The sequence below is a fragment of the Bacillus sp. FSL E2-8900 genome (genome assembly GCF_037966225.1).
GTDB classification, from domain to species: Bacteria; Bacillota; Bacilli; order Bacillales; family Bacillaceae_G; genus Bacillus_A; species Bacillus_A cereus.
In genome coordinates this window covers 1,369,410-1,386,898 of the sequence record NZ_CP150193.1, presented here as the reverse complement: position 1 = coordinate 1,386,898, position 17,489 = coordinate 1,369,410, and the positions used below count along the sequence as shown (strand labels likewise).

Genomic DNA, 17,489 nt, shown 5'->3' with positions numbered 1-17,489 from the left:
TCACATATACATAGAAGAAAAGGCATTGCTTTCCAACACCTTTTCTCCTATCACTATATCATAAGCCTGTTTTATAATATACTACTATTATTTTGTTAACTCTTTCGTTAACGATACATCATTCTTTTCTTTCATTTCACGCTCAAGTTTTGCAATTTTCATATCAAATGTATCACGCTCATGCTCTTCATTCATACGAGTTTCTAAGTCACGAATGTGATCTTCAATTTCTTCAAATCGTAAGAACGGATTATTTTCATCCATTTTATGCATCGCAGTATTCATACGACGATTTGCATGTGCCATATTTTCACGTGCCATTAGTTCCATACGCTTTGCGTGCATTTCTTTTAATTTATTTTTCATTTCAGAAAGACGACGCTCTAACTCATCAATTTGCTCTACAACACCTGCATACATTTCTTCTAATCGAGTTACTTGACCTTCATAATAAGCTACCTCTTCTAACGCACGTTCGTGCAATTGCAATTCGCCTGCTTCTTGAGCAATGATAGCTTGCTTTGATCTTTTATTAACGAAATAACGTGCTTGCTCAAGCTCACGAGCAAAGTTAGATTTTAATGTTTTATGACGCTCAATTAACTTCTCAATTTTTGTTATTTCACGCTCACTATCACGTAAATATTGGTTTAACATCGCAATTGGATTTTTTCTTTCCTTCTCATCTAACACGTTATGAAAATCAGCTAAAATTGCATCGCGTACACGTCCGAATAAAGATTGTTTCATTATAAATCTTCCTCTCTTCTACTTTAATTATAATTTGATTTATTGTTTTAGTTTTTCATTAATTTGTTCCACTCATCTTCAAAGTTGCTATATGGTTTAGAACTTTCTGGAGCAAATTCAACAACTACATCTTTTTCTTTTTTCCACTCACGGTATCCGTAGTATAAAACCACTAAAGCAGCGATACCGATTAATGCTGGCGAATGAGAAAGTGCAATGGATAAACCGATTAAACCAACAATCCCCCAAGCTAACTTTCCAAAAAATGATTTAGCTCGCACAAATGATTTATAGCTCCAATATACAACTCCTGCTCCGATTGCAAATCCTACAATACCAGCAAGACTACCAAGAGCAATTAAAGCCAAAATACCGGCTGCGATAAACGCTAGAAATTGTTTCATCTTGTGCTTGCCTCCCTTCGATTTGATACTCTTATCTTAACTATTTTTTCATCTTTCCATAACGAGCTTAAGAACCGTTTTTAACTCAGACTTAAGACCGAGTCATATTCAGCCCTTTACGCAAAAAAACGTGCAGAGTCTATCCTCTGCACGTTTTTTAATTACTAACATTCATATTAAATTAAGCTGTTTTATGATACTCTTTTTTCTCAGCTACTTTCGAAAACCTTGGAAACCCAATTAAAATAGAAGCAATCCCACATACTCCAACTAAGATTGGATAAAATGCATATGGCAACAATTCAACCGGAGATAACGCTGCAAATCCTGCTGCCGTTAACATTTGGGCACCGTACGGAATTAATCCTTGCACACAACATGAGAAAAGATCTAATACACTCGCTGATTTACGAGGGTCTATTTCATATTGATCTGCAATATTTTTTGCAAGCGGGCCTGTAAAGATAATTGAAATCGTATTATTCGCTGTACACATATTCGTCATACTCACTAAACCAGCAATACCAAATTCCGCTCCTTTTTTCGAACGAATATTACGTGTTAATACATTCATTAAATATTGAATACCACCATTATATTGGATTAATTCAACCATACCGCCAATTAATATAGCAAGTAATACTAACTCCATCATACCGCCCATTCCAGTCGTTACACTTTTAAAGAAACTTTCTAACGTGTAACTTCCATCTATAAGGCCGATAACACCAGATAGTACAGTTCCACCAGTTAATACAATAAGTACATTCCAGCCAAGTAGCGCTGTAATAAGTACTCCTGCGTACGGTAAAATCTTTATCCAATCAAAGCTATGTGCTTTAATCTGCGTGTCACTTCCTGAAGTAACTATTACTAATAGTACAATTGTAATAATAGCCGCTGGTAACACAATTAAAAAGTTCGTTTTAAACTTATCTTTCATTTCTGTTCCTTGTGAACGAACAGCTGCGATTGTTGTATCTGAAATAAATGATAAATTATCACCAAACATCGCTCCGCCAACAACAGTAGCCATTGCAAGCGCAATTGAGATATCGGTTTGACCACTAATACCTACAGCAATCGGCGCTAATGCTGCAATTGTTCCCATTGAAGTTCCCATCGCTAATGAAATAAATGCACCAATAACAAAGATTCCAGCTACGATAAATCCTGGCGGTAAAATAGTTAACGCTAAATTAACAGTTGAGTCTACTCCGCCCATTCCTTTAGCAGTTTCAGAAAATGCACCTGCAAGCACAAAAATTAATACCATAATCATGATATCCGGATTTCCTGCACCTTTAGCGAACCGCTCTACTTTCACATTAAAACTTTCTTTACGATTCATCACTAAAGCGACTCCTACAGCAATTGAAATCGCTACAAGTATCGGCAATTTATAGAAATCACCTGTAATAATTCCAGAACCAATAAATAGCGCCAAAAATATCCCAAGTGGTAATAAAGCTAAACCATTTCCTCTCGTTTCTTTCAAAGTACCATCTCTCCCTAGTTTCAACCTTTTTCTAATGAATAACAAAAGACCTCTTCCGATGAGAAGAGGTCTTATACATCTATAAGAAACGCTCTTCTCATCTTTCAAGCACATGCTTGCTGGATTTGGCACAGCACTCTGAAATCGAGTCCGCTGCCGAGGCATCGTAGGGCCAGTCCCTCCGCCTCTCTTTATAAGAAGGTTTCATATTTATTTTTTAATAATAATTTCTTCCCTAACTTTACTCGCTTACAAAACAAAAGTCAATTATTTTTTGTATAGATTTTTTTGGTAATTATACAAAAATTCGAATACAACAATCATTTTAACTTTTCGATTTCTTCTTCCAATATTGAAATCCAATAAAATTCACTATTTTTTATTGCTGCTAATATCCATTTCGTAGTGTACCAAGCTAACTCATACTCTTCCTTCGTGACATCGCCACTTTTATAAGCATCCTCTAGCTCTTCTTCATCTAATATATACACCTTACCGCTGGGTAATAATACTACATCTAAATATAAATCATCAAAATACGGTAAACCACGATCGTCTATTTCATATTCTTTCGTCACATCAATATAATATTGCACTAAATTGTGCCTATCATCTAACATAGCTGTAATCGCAAAGTTCTTTCCATTAATGAAATATTGAACCCACGTATACCCATCACTTGCAATACAAATTTCTTTACCATCATATTCTTTACAACTAGGCTCTCTCACCTTTTTTATATCCAGTATTCCGAGCATTCCCTCTTCCACTTGCTTAACCGTATAACTCTTTTCTATTAGTCTCTTCCACGAAGAACCGTCACCATATTTTCGTTTCATTATGTCTGCTCCTCTTCTATATACAGAAAAGCTCCCACATATTATGTGAGAGCTTGTTCATATTATAATTAAGCCGCTTGACCCTTTTCAGAAATCTCTTTTAAATAAGCTTGTCCTTTTTCAGCGTCATATTGACCTTCCCACTTAGACATAACTACAGCTGCTAAAGAGTTTCCTACAACGTTAACTGCTGTACGAGCCATATCTAAAATACGGTCAATACCAGCAATGAACGCTAAGCCTTCAGGTGGAATACCTACTGTACCAAGTGTCGCTAATAATACAACGAATGATACGCCCGGTACACCTGCGATACCTTTTGATGTAACCATTAATACAAGCAACAATGTAATTTGTTGTGTAATAGATAAATCAATACCGTACATTTGCGCTAAGAAAATAGCCGCAATTGCTTGATATAAAGTTGATCCATCTAAGTTAAATGAATAACCTGTCGGAATAACGAAAGATGTAATTGCTTTCGGGCAACCGAATTTCTCCATTTTCTCCATGATTTTTGGTAAAACTGTTTCTGAGCTTGCTGTAGAATACGCTAAGATCAGCTCGTCTTTTAAAATCTTAAAGAATTGGAAAATGTTAATTCCAAATATTTTCGCTGTAAGTCCTAAGACAACTACGACGAAGAAAATCATTGCTCCATATACGACAATTAGTAATTTCCCTAACGGAATTAATGAAGCAAGACCAAATGTAGAAACTGTAACACCAATTAGTGCAAACACACCAAATGGTGCAAATTTCATAACTTGGTTTGTTACGTAAAACATTGCATCAGCTACACCTTGGAAAAATTGAAGAACTGGTCTTCCTCTTTCACCAATCGCTGCTACACCTAAACCAAATAGTACAGAGAAGAAGATAATAGCAAGCATATCTCCGTCAGCTAACGACTTCATAATGTTCGTTGGAACAATATTTACAAATGTATCTGCAAATGAATGACTTTGTACTTGCTCTGTCGTATGTGTATATTTCGAAATATCTGTCTTTGTTAACTGCTCCATATTTACGCCTTTTCCTGGTTGGAAAATATTCGCTATTAATAGACCAACAATAATTGCAATTGTTGTAATAATTTCAAAGTAAAGAATTGTTTTTCCGCCTAGTCGACCTAGTTTTTTAACATCGCCAACACCAGCAACCCCAACAACAATACTTGCTACAACAATCGGTACAACGATCATTTTAATTAATCGGATGAAAATATCACCAATTGGTTGTAAGTACTTCACAACAGCTGGATTATCAAAGAAAATCGCACCAACCGCAATACCAAGCGCAAGTCCTATTAATATTTGCCATGCAAGTCCTATTCTTTTCATATTTGTTGTAACCCCCTCTTCGATGTGTCACTCTATCTCTCATTCTATCTCTATAAAACTAAGAAATTAAGAGTATTACATATTATTCGACAATTCACTACATTTTGTCCCTGTTAAAAATCATAAATCAAAAATTTAAATCTGACAACAAAATAACTTTGCCCGAACACAAATAATTTTCTTGACAAAAAGCAGACCCATGTTAGAAAACCTAACATGAGAACGATTCCTTACTAGTGTTTTATTAGCTTTCCAAGTAATATTTCACCTCATAAAAACGATTACTTTCCTCCTTCATTCCACAGATAAATCCCAAAATTTACCTTTGTTACACATATGAATAAAATGTAAGCACTATGACAATTACAGTTGAAAAATGATAAATTCCGACAAAACTTAGCAATTTTATAAAATTTTCTTTACATTATGATTACAACGATAGACACCCTTCTTCTTATGATATATAACATTCATAGGGAAAGGAGTCAGACAACAATGAAAAAGAAATTTGCAGCGTTTAGCGTTTTAGCAGCAGGAACGATTTTTGCTTCCCCGTTACTTTCACCCGTATACGCTGAAACGAATCAAGATAAATTATCTAACATTCAATCTGAATTAGAAGGCAAACAAAGTGACTTACAAAATAAATCAGTCGAGAAAGAACAAATAGAAAAAGAAATTCAAGAATTACAGAAGAAAATCGATGAATTAACTACTTCCATTAATAAAAATGAGACTGAATTAAACGATACAAAAAAAGAAATTAGCAAAACACAACAAGTAATTACTGACAAAAAGAAACATATAGAACAATTACAAACAAACATAGATACACGTCAGGAAGTTATTAAACAACGATTACAATCTATGCAAGAAAAACCGCGTACAAATATCATTACAGAAGTATTAACAAACTCTACAAACATTGCTGATCTTGTTGATAATATGTACTCCGTAAGTTTAATATTAAACAACGATACAGATATTGTAAAAAAACAAACATCTGATCAAAATGCTGTAACGACAGAAAAAGAGGCTGTTGAGAAAAAAGAACAACAACTGAAAGACTCTGAACAAAAACTAGAACAAAAACAACAAGAATTACAAAATAATCAACAGCAGCAACAAACTCTTATTAACGATCTACATACGAAAGTAGCAAAAGTAGATTCAGAGATTGAAGGATTAGAAGAATCCAAGGGCATTTTAGAAAATCAACGTCAAGCTGTTCAAAAAGCAATTGAAGAAGAAAAACGGGCGGAAGAAGCTCGTAAAGCGGAAGAAGCCCGCCAGGCAGAAGAGGCTCGCAAACAACAAGCTACTAAATCTGCTCAAGCGGCCCCAACACCACATGATACAAATATCGGTGGTTTTATCAAACCAGCAGCTGGATCAAAAACTTCCGGATTTGGTGTACGTTCTTTAGATAACCATAAAGGAATTGACATCGCTGCTTCGGGAACGGTTCCAATTATCGCTGCTGCAGATGGCGTTGTTATTCGCTCAGAATTATCATCTAGTTACGGAAACGTAGTGTATTTATCTCACCGTATAAACGGAAAAACATATACGACAGTATATGCTCATATGAATAGTCGTTCTGTATCGAATGGACAAACTGTAAAACAAGGCGATCAGCTTGGATTTATGGGGAATACGGGCCAATCATACGGACAACATTTACACTTCGAACTTCATCTTGGAGAATGGAATGTCGGCAAGACAAACGCAGTTGACCCATCTCCTTATATCGGATTATAAAAAACCTCGGTGCCTACCGAGGTTTTTCATTTACACTTCACACAATATAGGCGTTCTACATAGACTATAACTAAATGCCTATAGTTGACGAGGTGATCCATATGAATACGCAATTACAACAAAAAATAGAAGAAGCTAGAGGAACGTATATTGGCCGAATATTTACATTTGGCGGCTCAGTTTTATTTTTAATCGGTTCATTCCTCGCAGTCACCACAGCCTATAAAGCGTATAATCGTCTATTACATTCATCAACATAAAAAAAGACGGGAGATCCCCGCCTTTTTTTTATGCAAACATTTTAAATACACCTATCGCATTTAAAAATACAATTATTACAGTTACCGGAATAACATAACGAAGTAAGAAGAACCAAATGTTAAATAACGTTTTCCCTTTCGTTTCCGTCACTTCTAATTCTTTCATCAACAATTCTTTACTCATTTTATTTGGTACAAATAATGAAATAGCTAGTACGCCTAACGGTAGCAATACGTTACTTACCGAAAAGTCGACTAAATCAAAGAACGTTTTCCCAAATATTTTCACGTCACTCATAATCCCAAATGATAACGCTGATGGAATACCGACTGCAAAAATAAGAATACCAATTAATAATGATGCTGACGGACGCTTCTTCTCATTACCTTTCGCAACAGATGCTACTACAATTTCAAGCATTGAAATTGCTGATGTTAAAGTCGCAAAGAAGAATAAAATTAAAAACATAATAAAGAAAAATTGACCAAATGGTATTTTTGCAAATACTGCTGGAAGGACGATAAACAGTAATCCTGGTCCTTCAGTTGGTTTTACTCCTAATGCGAAAATCGCTGGGAAAATTGCTAATCCTGCAAGTACTGTAACAAAAACAGTTAAACTTACAATAGATGTTGCTGATTTCGCTAAATGTTCCTCTTTCTTTAAATACGAACTATACGTGACCATTACTGAGGCACCTACTGTTAGTGAGAAGAAAGATTGTCCCATCGCGTATAAAATCGTATCTGCTGTAAGCTTTGAAAAATCTGGCTTTAAGAAGAACTCTACTCCAGCAAAAGCACCATCGAGTGTTAACGCACGAACAATAATCGCAATAAATAAAATAAATAATAGCGGCATCATGTACTTACTTGCCTTTTCTATACCTTTCTCTACACCTTTACTTACGACAAAAATTGTACAAAGCATAAAGATAAATTGTGCTCCAATCGCACTTAACGGATTTGAAATCGTTTCACCGAACAATTGTCCATAATCAGCTGCTCCATTCCAGAAACTTCCTGTCACACTATAATATAAATAAAGTAAAATCCATCCACCTACAACACTATAAAAAGATAGTACACTAAAACAAGTAACAACTCCCATACGACCAATCCAAGGATATACTTTGCTATTTGGCACTAGTACTTTATAAGCTGTAACGGCCTCTTTTTGCGTGCTACGTCCAATAACAAACTCCGCTATTAAAAGAGGCATACCTATAAATAAAGTTAATAGTAAAAATACAAGGAAGAATGCGCCTCCCCCGCCATTACCTGCAACATATGGAAATTTCCATATCGCACCAAGACCTACTGCGGCTCCGGCTGCTGCGAGTACAAAGCCTATTTTCGACGTCCATTGCTGTGTTTCTTTCATCATAATTTCTCCTTTTCTGAATATTTAAACTTTTGTTAATTATACACTTTCATTTCATACTCGCACACCTCCTTTAGAAAATAAAAAAGTCCCCTACACGCAAATATGCATGTAGAGGACGATATATGTAATGTAAATACCGTGGTACCACCTCAATTGGATTGATAAATCCCACTTGTTCAAGTACAGGAATAATTCCGATACTCTATCCTTTTAACGGCGGAACCCGGGTTGCCTACTACAATGTTCAACATACCTCTCGCAAGCCCATTCTGTATATTTTATCGTACCGGGCTCCCACCTAACCCCAGCTCTCTGAACGCATCAAATATACGTACTCTTCTTGCTCATCGATTTCATCTATTGAAGTTACTTGTGATTATAAATTATATTTTTATATTTGTAAAGCGCACTTTATCTTTTATTATTTTAAAACCTTTTCCTCTAACTCACGTAAAAAACTTTCTCTTTTCCCCTCATTTTGCACATATACTGATTTCAACACTTCTTGGAGCAATATATTTCGTTCCCTCTTTTCTAACTGTAAATCTTTTAACTTCAACCTTACTTCATATAAAAAATCTAAATACGATTCATATGTCTCATCATATTTATTTGCAATATCATCTCGAATTTTTTTTGCGAGCTTCGGGCTCGCTCCCCCAGTAGAAACTGCTATATTAAGTAAACCACGATGAATCGCTGCCGGAAAATGAACATTACCACTTTCCGGATTTGTAATAATATTTACTAATTGATTCTCAGCGGCATCTTCAGCAACTTGTTCATTTAATATTGAATCACTACTCGCTGCAACAACTAAAAAAGCACTTTTAATATCACTTTTTTCATATTCTCTTTGATACCAACGAATTTTCTTTTCTTCCACAAGTTTTACTAAATTCGCATCTAATTCTGGACTTATCACAACTATATCCGCACCCTGTTTGAGTAAAGGAATAATTTTAAATCCTGCAACTTTTCCCCCGCCAATAACAACAACGCGTTTCTCATTAACTCGCACTGTAAGTGGATACATACTGATCTCCTTTCAATAACTCCGTCGTTTTCTGAATTAACATATCTTGAAACGCTTCATTCTTCCCTAAATATGGACTGATTTTTATCTCTTCCACTTCATATTGGCGCACTTCTTTCTCAATATGTTTCATAAGTAAACCTGTAAATAACAAGTAAGGCAGTACAACGATGTTCTTTTCTTTTCGTTCTACAACTTCCTTTAACTTCTCCTCAAATTTTGGCTCTGCAGCCGCTAAATAACAAACTTCTACTTTTTTAACCTTCTCTTTTGTTTGAAATAAAGAAGCAATCCAGTTTATATCTCTTAATACTTCAGGATCACTGCTCCCTCTTGCAACAAGAAGTAACGTCACTTCATTTTTATCTTCCTGTTCGATGCCACTTCCGCTATACACCGATTTAACAAGTGTTTCTGATACACCAAACGGATTACCATAGGTCACTTTAACATCCGAAAATTGATTAGTTAACTTTTCCAATTCAAAAGGGATATCTTTTTTTACATGACCTGCCGCTAATAAAAAAACAGGGATAGCAATAATCTCAGTGGCCCCACGCTTCACACATGTACGAAAACCATCTTCAATAGAAGGATTCGCTAACTCTAAAAAACAAACTTCTTGAATAGTCGCTTCTATACGGCTCATGCATGATGTAATAAATTGAATCGCCTCTTCTTTCGCTGTCTTCAAACGACTTCCATGACATATATATAAGACGGCTTTCATTTTACAACACTCCACTTACTTGATAAGCATTTTCTGTCTGCTTCTCAAACCAATGAATTTTTTCTCTAAAACGGACAACCTCTCCAATTACAATCATACTCGGATTTTGAATTTGCTCTTTTTTCGCAACATCTACAATTGTCCCTAACGTTCCAACAACTGTGCGTTGCATAGACGTCGTCCCCTGCTCAATAATAGCAGCTAGCGTACTTTTATCTTTTCCATGCTTCATAAGTTGCTCACATATGTAGGGCAAATTACTAACCCCCATATATACCGCTAAAGTCTCTACACCTTTCGCTAAACTTTCCCATTTCACTTCTTCTTCAGCACCTTCTTTCCTATGCCCAGTCACAATAGCAAAACTTGCACTTGCATCACGGTGCGTCACTGGAATGCCCGCATAAGCAGGAGCAGCTATTCCAGCTGAAATACCAGGAATGATTTCAAATGGTACACCTTGCTTTGCTAATGCTTCAGCTTCTTCTCCCCCTCTACCAAACACAAATGGATCGCCGCCCTTAAGCCTCGTTACAACTTTTCCTTTTTTCGCATACTTAATAAGAAACGTGTTAATTGTCTCTTGCTTCATCGTGTGATAATTCGGGAGTTTTCCGCAATAAATTAAATCCGCGTCAGGCTTTGCGTATGAAAGCAGCTCTTTATTCACAAGTCGGTCGTATAAAATAACATCTGCCTTCTCAATACATTTCAACCCTTTAACAGTAATTAAATCTGGATCGCCAGGACCCGCTCCAACAATATAAACCTTTCCCATCATCTCTCCTCATTTCTTCTATTAAAATGAAACTTCCATTCGTATATAAGAATGGAAGTTTTTATTTTTTCGTATTACTGATCTCTACTCATGGATAACAAATGCCCCACCTTTTCGAATCTTCTTTTTTTCAAACAAAGAAATCTCTTTTACCTCTGGCAACGGTAAAAAATGCTTTTCAAGCTCAATCTCCGCAAGCTTAAATGCCTGTTCTTCACTTTGAGCAACAACAACAATCGGAACAATACTATTTACTAACACAGCTTCAAATCGATATAAATCCATATCGTCCCTCCTAAGACGCTATTACTTCTTCTAGCACGTTATTTAACGCTATTTGTAATGTATCTACACCAACACGACCTACAAAATCATAAAATGTTTCGGCTGGTAATTTATTCTCTTTGAAATAACTTATAAATGATGCGAGTACATCAGGTAGATCCTCGCCATCTATTTTTCCTTTTAACTTTTGATTGTAGGCACCGCCATCTAACAATGTTCCACCTACGTATATTTCAAACGCTTCAACAATACCTTTTTCCTTCGTTTTCATTTTCACCCCTTGTAACCCAATGTCAGCAATTTGACGTTGACCACATGAATTCGGGCAGCCTACCATATGAATTCGAACTGGAACATCGAGTGCAATTTGTGTATCTAAGTATTCTGCAATTTTTCGTAATCTTTCTTTCGTTTCTACTAGTGCAAGATTACAATATTCAATACCGGTACATGAAACCGCATGACCAATAAATGATTTCGGGCTAGCAGATATCGCTTCAAACAGCGGTTCACTAAGTAATCCTTTTACATTTTCTGGAGGAACGTTCGGAATAATGAAGTTTTGCGAGTTACATGTACGAATTTGTCCATTTCCATATTGCTTTGCGATTCTTGCAATCTCAAACATTTCTTCTGCATGTAAACGACCTACCGGTACATTAAAACCTACATATTTTAATCCCTTTTGTTTTTGGTCTTGAACACCATAAAAATAGCCTGCATTCCATCCTTTGAGTGCACTTTCCCCTTTACTTTGTAAAGGCCCTGTATACTCTATTAGTTTCTCTTTAAATTTCTCTGCTCCCCAGTCCGCAACAAGAAATTTCAACCGAGCTAAATGACGTTTTTCACGATATCCAAAATCACGGAATATAGTAGCAATCGCAATCGCCACCGCCTTCACTTCTTCTGGTAAAACGAATACATCTAATTCATCAGCTAAATACGGTCGAGCTGATAATCCTCCACCTACTTTTATATGAAAACCAACTTTTTTCTCACCATCTATTTCTTTCGTTGCAGGCGTAAATGCAACACAGTTAATTTCTGCGTTTGCTGAATTATAAATATTAGAACTAATAGACATTTTAAATTTACGTGGCAAGTTAGAAAACTCTTCATTATGTTGGAAGTAATCATATACTTCTTTTACAATATGCGTTGTATCGAATAGTTCATTTGCATCAATACCAGCAAGCGGATTACCTGTAATATTCCGCGTTATATCACCACAAGCCCCCGCTGAAGATAACCCAACTCTTGTTAATCTTTTAAAAATATCTGGAATTTGCTGAATTTCTAACCAGTGAAACTGAATCGCCTGTCTCGTCGTAATATCTATTACATTACGTCCATAATCTTCAGCGATAGAAGCAAGTACTTCTGCCTGTGCATTTGTAATAATCCCTGACGGAATATTTACCCGCATCATAAAATAACCAGCTTCTTTCGGTCTTTGTAAATACAAGCCTGCCCATTTAAAGGCATCCCACTCTTCTTTCGGAATAGATTCGAAACCATTTTCCGCATAGTAAGGAATATCATTAAAAATTTCTAAGCCATCTTTTTCTAATTTATTTTTCTCGGTCTGATTTAATTTTTCATTGTTAGCCCATACTTTTTCATAACTCATTGTTTATCCCCCTATATAAAACTACGCTCTTGTAAGTACTTCACGATTTGTTCTGCACATTCTTCAATAGAATATTTGTGCGTTTCTACAATTAATTCCGCCTGCTCTGGCTCTTCATAAGGCGAATCAATACCTGTGAAATCCTTAATATCACCTTTTCTTGCCTTTTTATAAAGTCCTTTCGGATCACGTTTCTCACACTCTTCAATCGGACACTTCACAAAAATTTCAATAAATTCATCTGCCGCTAATAAATCTCTTACTTGTTTGCGGTCTACTCGAAATGGTGAAATAAATGCTGTAAGGACAACTGCTCCTTGGTCTACAAATAACTTTGCCACTTCGCCAATACGTCTTATATTTTCCATGCGATCACTTTCAGAAAATCCTAAGTCTTTATTTAAACCGTGGCGAATGTTATCCCCATCCAGCACATAATTTCCAATATTCTTTTCAAACAGTTTACGAGCGACCGCATTCGCTACTGTAGATTTACCCGAAGCTGATAAACCAGTAAACCAAATTACAAAACTATGATGTCCATTCTTCACTCTTCTCTCATCTTTTGAAACCGAAGCTGTATGCCAAGTAATATTCGTATCCATCTCGTTCTCTCCCTATTCTGTTACTACTTCTTTTTTCAAGCCTTTAATTAGCACTTCCACTACTTCTTTACGACTAAATGTACTTGGCGGAATCTCACCGTTTCTTAATAATTCTCTTACTTTCGTACCCGATAAAATAACATGATCTTCTTTTCCGTGCGGACATGTTTTCGTTGAAGCCATCGCTTCACATTTCGTGCAGTAAAAACTATGCTCAAAGAATAGTGGTGTAATTCCTAACTCTTCTATCGTAAAATTTGTGAAGATTTCTTGCGCTTCATACGTTCCGTAATAATCTCCTACTCCAGCATGATCACGCCCTACTATAAAGTGGGTGCATCCAAAATTCTTTCTTACTAACGCATGAAATATCGCTTCCCTTGGTCCTGCGTAACGCATGGCAGCAGGAAATACACTTAAAAAGACACGATTTTTCGGATAATAGTTTTGAAGAAGTACTTCATAGCTTTCCATTCTTACATCAGCAGGAATATCATCCGATTTCGTTTCTCCAACGAGCGGATTTAAAAAGAGACCATCTACAATTTCAAGAGCAGATTTTTGAATATACTCATGGGCACGATGTACCGGGTTTCTCGTTTGAAATCCGACCACTGTTTTCCACCCACGTTTTTTAAATGCTTCCCTCGTTTCAATTGGGTCTAAATGATAAGAAGGAAATTGATTATTTTCAAAGCGTTTTGTTAGAATAATAGTTCCTCCAACGTAAACGTTTGGTCGTTCATATAATTTTTTCACTCCTGGATGAGCCTCATCCGTTGTTTTATATACAAGTAACGCTTCTTTTTCTTTATCTGGTACAAAAATATCTTCTATTTGAATGACACCGTATATATTTCCATTGTTGACAAGCTTTACTTCCTCTCCAGCCTTCAGGCTTTCTGCGACTTTTTCTGTTACCGGTAATGTAATCGGTATACTCCACACACTACCATTTGCTAAACGAAGCGTTTCTACAACAGAATCATAATCTTCCTTCCCTAAAAAACCAGTAAGGGGGCTATATCCACCTGTCGCCAATAGTTCTAAATCACTTAACGCAATATTGTCTAATTTAATTTCTTTTTCAATTTGTGATACATCATATGTCTCATCTATACGGTTTACTAATTCGTTTACTATGCTCATTTTTCTATATCCTCTCTTAGCTTTATTTCAAGATTCATCTTATTGGTAATGAAGACCACATTCAGTTTTCACTTTTCCAGCCCATCTACCATCTCTTGAATCGCCACCATCCCCTACAGGTAACGTACATTTCTCACACCCAATACTTGGATAGCCAACATCATGCAACGGGTTATACGGCAAGCTATGTTTGTATACATATCGCCAAACTTCTTTCCACGTCCAATGAATGAGTGGACAAACTTTAATAGATTGAAAACGATGATCTTGATTTATAAACTTTGTATGCTTACGTGTTTCTGATTGTTCCCTTCTTAAGCCCGATATCCATGCTTTTTCCACGACTAATGATTTTTCTAAAGGTAAAATTTTTCTAATCTTACAACAAAGATTCGGATTGCTCTCCCACAGTTTTTCACCATGCAACTTCGCCTGTTCATCAAGTGTAAGTTCTGGCTGTTTTTCTATAATATTCAATGAAGGAAATCGTTCCCGCACTTTTCGAATTAATTCATACGTTTCTTGAAAATGAACATTTGTATCCAAAAATACAACTTTAGCAGATGGATTTACTTGGTTTATAATGTGCAGCAATACCATACCTTCCACCCCAAAGCTACATGCGTAGACAACCTCATCTTTATATTCTTTATAAGCCCAATTTAATACTGATAACGCACCTTTTGTTTCATCTTCTTCCGAAAACGAAACAACATTTTCTTCCCACGTTTCATACGTCAACATGTTTTTTCCCCCTGTAAAAGCAAAAAGACGGTTTTAACCTAATGAAAATAGGTTAAAACCGCCTCTAGTTTTTCTAGTCAGCGCTTTTCACTTTAAACGTACTTTTTCACTTTTCTCTAACTGAATTACTTTTCCATCTTGCACAACAATTGTAATTGAACCATATTTCATATCAGCAAGCATCGCTTCAATCTTCTCGGATACTTCATCAAAATGTTCCCGTACACTCACGCGAACAGCCCCCCTTTTTATTCATAAAAAAAATCTTTCCCATTTCGAAAAGACTGTTCGGTAATATATTTTACCTTATCTTTCAAAATGGATCCCATTTTGCTGGATTTAGCACCTTGCTTTCTATAAGCAGGTTGCCGAGCTTCTTCGGGCCAGTTCCCTCCGCTTCTCTTGATAAGCTTTGTATTTGTATTTTATCACAATTCTGATTTTTTTCAATCCTAGTTTTCCGATATATTTTAATTATTTTATTTTATAAAAAAGGAATTGCCCATTCGAACAACTCCTTTTCCTATTTAGACAAGCTCTTTAATACGTATGCGATCGTTCCCAATAATATTTTCATATGTTTCGCGTTCCACAACTACTTGCGATGTTCCGCCTTTTGCAAAGACAACGGCTGGTCTTCGAATCCGATTGTAATTATTCGCCATCGAGTACCCGTATGCTCCTGTACAGGAAACTGCTAGTAAATCAGAAGCAGCGACTTTCGGTAAATGAATATCCCAAATCAACATGTCTCCACTCTCACAGCATTTCCCGGCAATCGAAACGAGTTCCTCATTCTCATCATTCGCTCGATTCGCTAACATCGCTTCATAACGCGCATTATATAAAGCAGGTCTTAAATTATCTGTCATTCCACCATCGACTGATACATATTTCCGAATACCAGGAATATCTTTCACAGATCCAACTGTATAAATTGTTGTCCCAGCATCACCTACAATGCTACGGCCTGGCTCAATCCATATTTCTGGCAATGGATATTCACATACAGTAAATTGTTCTCTCACTGCACTTGTTACAGCTCGCACATATGTCTCAAGAGTTAATGGTGTATCTGACTCTGTGTAACGTATTCCAAATCCCCCGCCTACATTTAACACTTTTACTACATAGTTTGTTTGCTCTCTCACTTCTTCTAAAAATTGGCGAAGAACTTCAATTGCTCGAACAAAACCAGCTGTTTCAAATATTTGCGACCCAATATGTGAATGGATCCCTAGCACATTATAATTTGATTTTTGTAAAGCAAATCCAATTGCCTGCATCGCTTGACCGTTTGAAACACCAAATCCAAATTTCGAATCATCTTGACCTGTTGTAATATATTCATGTGTGTGCGCCTCTACTCCAGGCGTTACACGAATTAATATGTTCACAAATTTCCCATGTTGCATCGCTAAATCGTGTAAAACTTCTAATTCAAAGAAATTATCTACGACAAAACAACCGATATTCGCCTGAAGAGCCATCACTATTTCTTCTTCTGTTTTATTATTTCCATGAAAATGAATACGTGATGCCGGAAATCCTGCTTGGAGCGCAGTATATAATTCTCCCCCAGAAACAACGTCTAATGACATACTCTCTTCACGAGCTACTCGGCACATCTCCATGCACAAGAACGCCTTGCTTGCATATGCTACTTGATAAGAGAAACCACTTTCTTTAAAAGCACGATGAAATGCTCGGCATTTTCCTCGAATAGACTCTTCATCGTATACATAAAGTGGTGTTCCGTATTGCTTTGCTAGCTGCGTCGTATCGCACCCTCCAATTTCTAAGTGTCCTTGCCCATTAATTCGGCTTGTGCCGTGTAAATACATTTAAATTCCTCCCTTATTTCCTCTAAAACTCATAACCCCAATCTTCTATTCATTGCAGCACGCTTTTAGATAGACAAAAAACGCGCGGAACAATGTTCACACGCGTTTCTTATTAGGAAAAATATATATTGAAAAAATAAACGAGTTGTTATCTCCTCAAAATAAGAAACCGCATCAACATCTCCAAATAGCTCTCCATAAAATAAATCTTATGACAGTACTACATTTATTCAATGCAGTCCCAATATATGAATAAGATGGTTATTCTTATATTTCGGCAATAGTCCCTTTCAACCTATGATCACAGATTCCATTAAATCTCCCATAGCTTACTCTTTCCTATCGCGGCCTCTACCTTTGAGAGTAGATGAGGTAAGTCTATTTAATTTTCAAACATCTAATTGTTGCTATTAACAATACCAAAGGACCATTTTATTTGTCAA

The 17,489-nt window shown here is 36.2% G+C and carries 18 protein-coding genes, 3 riboswitches and 1 other annotated feature; of the genes, 2 read left to right on the top strand and 16 right to left on the bottom strand.

What is annotated here, in order from left to right; genetic code table 11:
* Nucleotides 1-87: 87 nt before the first annotated feature.
* The 5 genes from NST90_RS07195 to gltP all read right to left on the bottom strand — a co-directional run bounded on the left by NST90_RS07195 (nt 88) and on the right by gltP (nt 4,834).
* Nucleotides 88-750 (bottom strand): PspA/IM30 family protein, encoded by a 663-nt coding sequence (locus NST90_RS07195; RefSeq protein ID WP_000814127.1) that lies wholly within the window; start codon nt 748-750, stop codon nt 88-90.
* A gap of 47 nt (nt 751-797) precedes the next feature.
* Entirely contained in the window at nt 798-1,154 is a 357-nt protein-coding gene (locus NST90_RS07190) for a flagellar basal body rod protein (protein WP_283748220.1), read from the bottom strand.
* Between the two features lie 181 nt (nt 1,155-1,335).
* A complete protein-coding gene (locus NST90_RS07185; protein ID WP_000665494.1) occupies nt 1,336-2,652 on the bottom strand; it encodes a Na+/H+ antiporter NhaC family protein in 1,317 nt (438 codons plus the stop codon).
* A 94-nt stretch (nt 2,653-2,746) separates the two neighbouring features.
* Nucleotides 2,747-2,852: riboswitch (SAM riboswitch) on the bottom strand.
* A gap of 120 nt (nt 2,853-2,972) precedes the next feature.
* Nucleotides 2,973-3,491: a DUF402 domain-containing protein gene (locus NST90_RS07180; RefSeq protein WP_000824668.1), complete on the bottom strand. Its 519-nt coding sequence runs from the start codon at nt 3,489-3,491 to the stop codon at nt 2,973-2,975.
* A 68-nt stretch (nt 3,492-3,559) separates the two neighbouring features.
* The gene (gltP, locus tag NST90_RS07175; RefSeq protein ID WP_000821130.1) at nt 3,560-4,834 is read right to left on the bottom strand and encodes a glutamate/aspartate:proton symporter GltP; all 1,275 of its coding nucleotides are present in this window, start codon (nt 4,832-4,834) and stop codon (nt 3,560-3,562) included.
* 495 nt (nt 4,835-5,329) lie between these two features.
* On the opposite strand from gltP, the gene NST90_RS07170 reads away from it, so the two are divergent.
* Together NST90_RS07170 and NST90_RS07165 are read left to right on the top strand one after the other, a co-directional pair.
* The gene (locus NST90_RS07170; protein ID WP_000726086.1) at nt 5,330-6,595 is read left to right on the top strand and encodes a M23 family metallopeptidase; all 1,266 of its coding nucleotides are present in this window, start codon (nt 5,330-5,332) and stop codon (nt 6,593-6,595) included.
* A gap of 101 nt (nt 6,596-6,696) precedes the next feature.
* A complete protein-coding gene (locus tag NST90_RS07165) occupies nt 6,697-6,855 on the top strand; it encodes a hypothetical protein (protein WP_001096006.1) in 159 nt (52 codons plus the stop codon).
* Nucleotides 6,856-6,883: 28 nt separating this feature from the next.
* Here NST90_RS07165 and NST90_RS07160 read toward each other — a convergent pair whose 3' ends face one another.
* The 11 genes from NST90_RS07160 to lysA all read right to left on the bottom strand — a co-directional run bounded on the left by NST90_RS07160 (nt 6,884) and on the right by lysA (nt 17,046).
* Nucleotides 6,884-8,239, bottom strand: coding sequence for a sodium-dependent transporter (locus NST90_RS07160; RefSeq protein WP_000665440.1), 1,356 nt, complete (start codon nt 8,237-8,239; stop codon nt 6,884-6,886).
* Between the two features lie 111 nt (nt 8,240-8,350).
* Nucleotides 8,351-8,599, bottom strand: a binding site (T-box leader).
* A gap of 64 nt (nt 8,600-8,663) precedes the next feature.
* Entirely contained in the window at nt 8,664-9,278 is a 615-nt protein-coding gene (locus tag NST90_RS07155) for an NAD(P)-binding protein (protein WP_000283353.1), read from the bottom strand.
* Complete coding sequence (locus NST90_RS07150) at nt 9,253-10,008, bottom strand: sirohydrochlorin chelatase (protein WP_000648887.1); 756 nt, start codon at nt 10,006-10,008, stop codon at nt 9,253-9,255. Before NST90_RS07150 ends, NST90_RS07155 begins: the two co-directional genes overlap by 26 nt.
* A gap of 1 nt (nt 10,009) precedes the next feature.
* Complete coding sequence (gene cobA / locus NST90_RS07145; protein WP_000521261.1) at nt 10,010-10,786, bottom strand: uroporphyrinogen-III C-methyltransferase; 777 nt, start codon at nt 10,784-10,786, stop codon at nt 10,010-10,012.
* A gap of 84 nt (nt 10,787-10,870) precedes the next feature.
* Nucleotides 10,871-11,071, bottom strand: coding sequence for a DUF3906 family protein (locus NST90_RS07140; protein ID WP_000366914.1), 201 nt, complete (start codon nt 11,069-11,071; stop codon nt 10,871-10,873).
* A 10-nt stretch (nt 11,072-11,081) separates the two neighbouring features.
* Complete coding sequence (locus tag NST90_RS07135; RefSeq protein ID WP_000119624.1) at nt 11,082-12,704, bottom strand: ferredoxin--nitrite reductase; 1,623 nt, start codon at nt 12,702-12,704, stop codon at nt 11,082-11,084.
* 11 nt (nt 12,705-12,715) lie between these two features.
* Nucleotides 12,716-13,309, bottom strand: coding sequence for an adenylyl-sulfate kinase (cysC, locus tag NST90_RS07130; RefSeq protein ID WP_000380499.1), 594 nt, complete (start codon nt 13,307-13,309; stop codon nt 12,716-12,718).
* A gap of 12 nt (nt 13,310-13,321) precedes the next feature.
* On the bottom strand, nt 13,322-14,458 hold the full coding sequence (gene sat / locus NST90_RS07125) for a sulfate adenylyltransferase (RefSeq protein WP_000029491.1): 1,137 nt from the start codon (nt 14,456-14,458) through the stop codon (nt 13,322-13,324).
* 39 nt (nt 14,459-14,497) lie between these two features.
* The gene (locus tag NST90_RS07120; RefSeq protein WP_000959022.1) at nt 14,498-15,202 is read right to left on the bottom strand and encodes a phosphoadenylyl-sulfate reductase; all 705 of its coding nucleotides are present in this window, start codon (nt 15,200-15,202) and stop codon (nt 14,498-14,500) included.
* A gap of 87 nt (nt 15,203-15,289) precedes the next feature.
* Complete coding sequence (locus NST90_RS07115; protein ID WP_000116158.1) at nt 15,290-15,433, bottom strand: YezD family protein; 144 nt, start codon at nt 15,431-15,433, stop codon at nt 15,290-15,292.
* Nucleotides 15,434-15,505: 72 nt separating this feature from the next.
* Nucleotides 15,506-15,614, bottom strand: a riboswitch (SAM riboswitch).
* 115 nt (nt 15,615-15,729) lie between these two features.
* On the bottom strand, nt 15,730-17,046 hold the full coding sequence (lysA, locus tag NST90_RS07110; RefSeq protein WP_000280675.1) for a diaminopimelate decarboxylase: 1,317 nt from the start codon (nt 17,044-17,046) through the stop codon (nt 15,730-15,732).
* Nucleotides 17,047-17,226: 180 nt separating this feature from the next.
* Nucleotides 17,227-17,408, bottom strand: a riboswitch (Lysine riboswitch).
* Between the last annotated feature and the right edge of the window lie 81 nt (nt 17,409-17,489).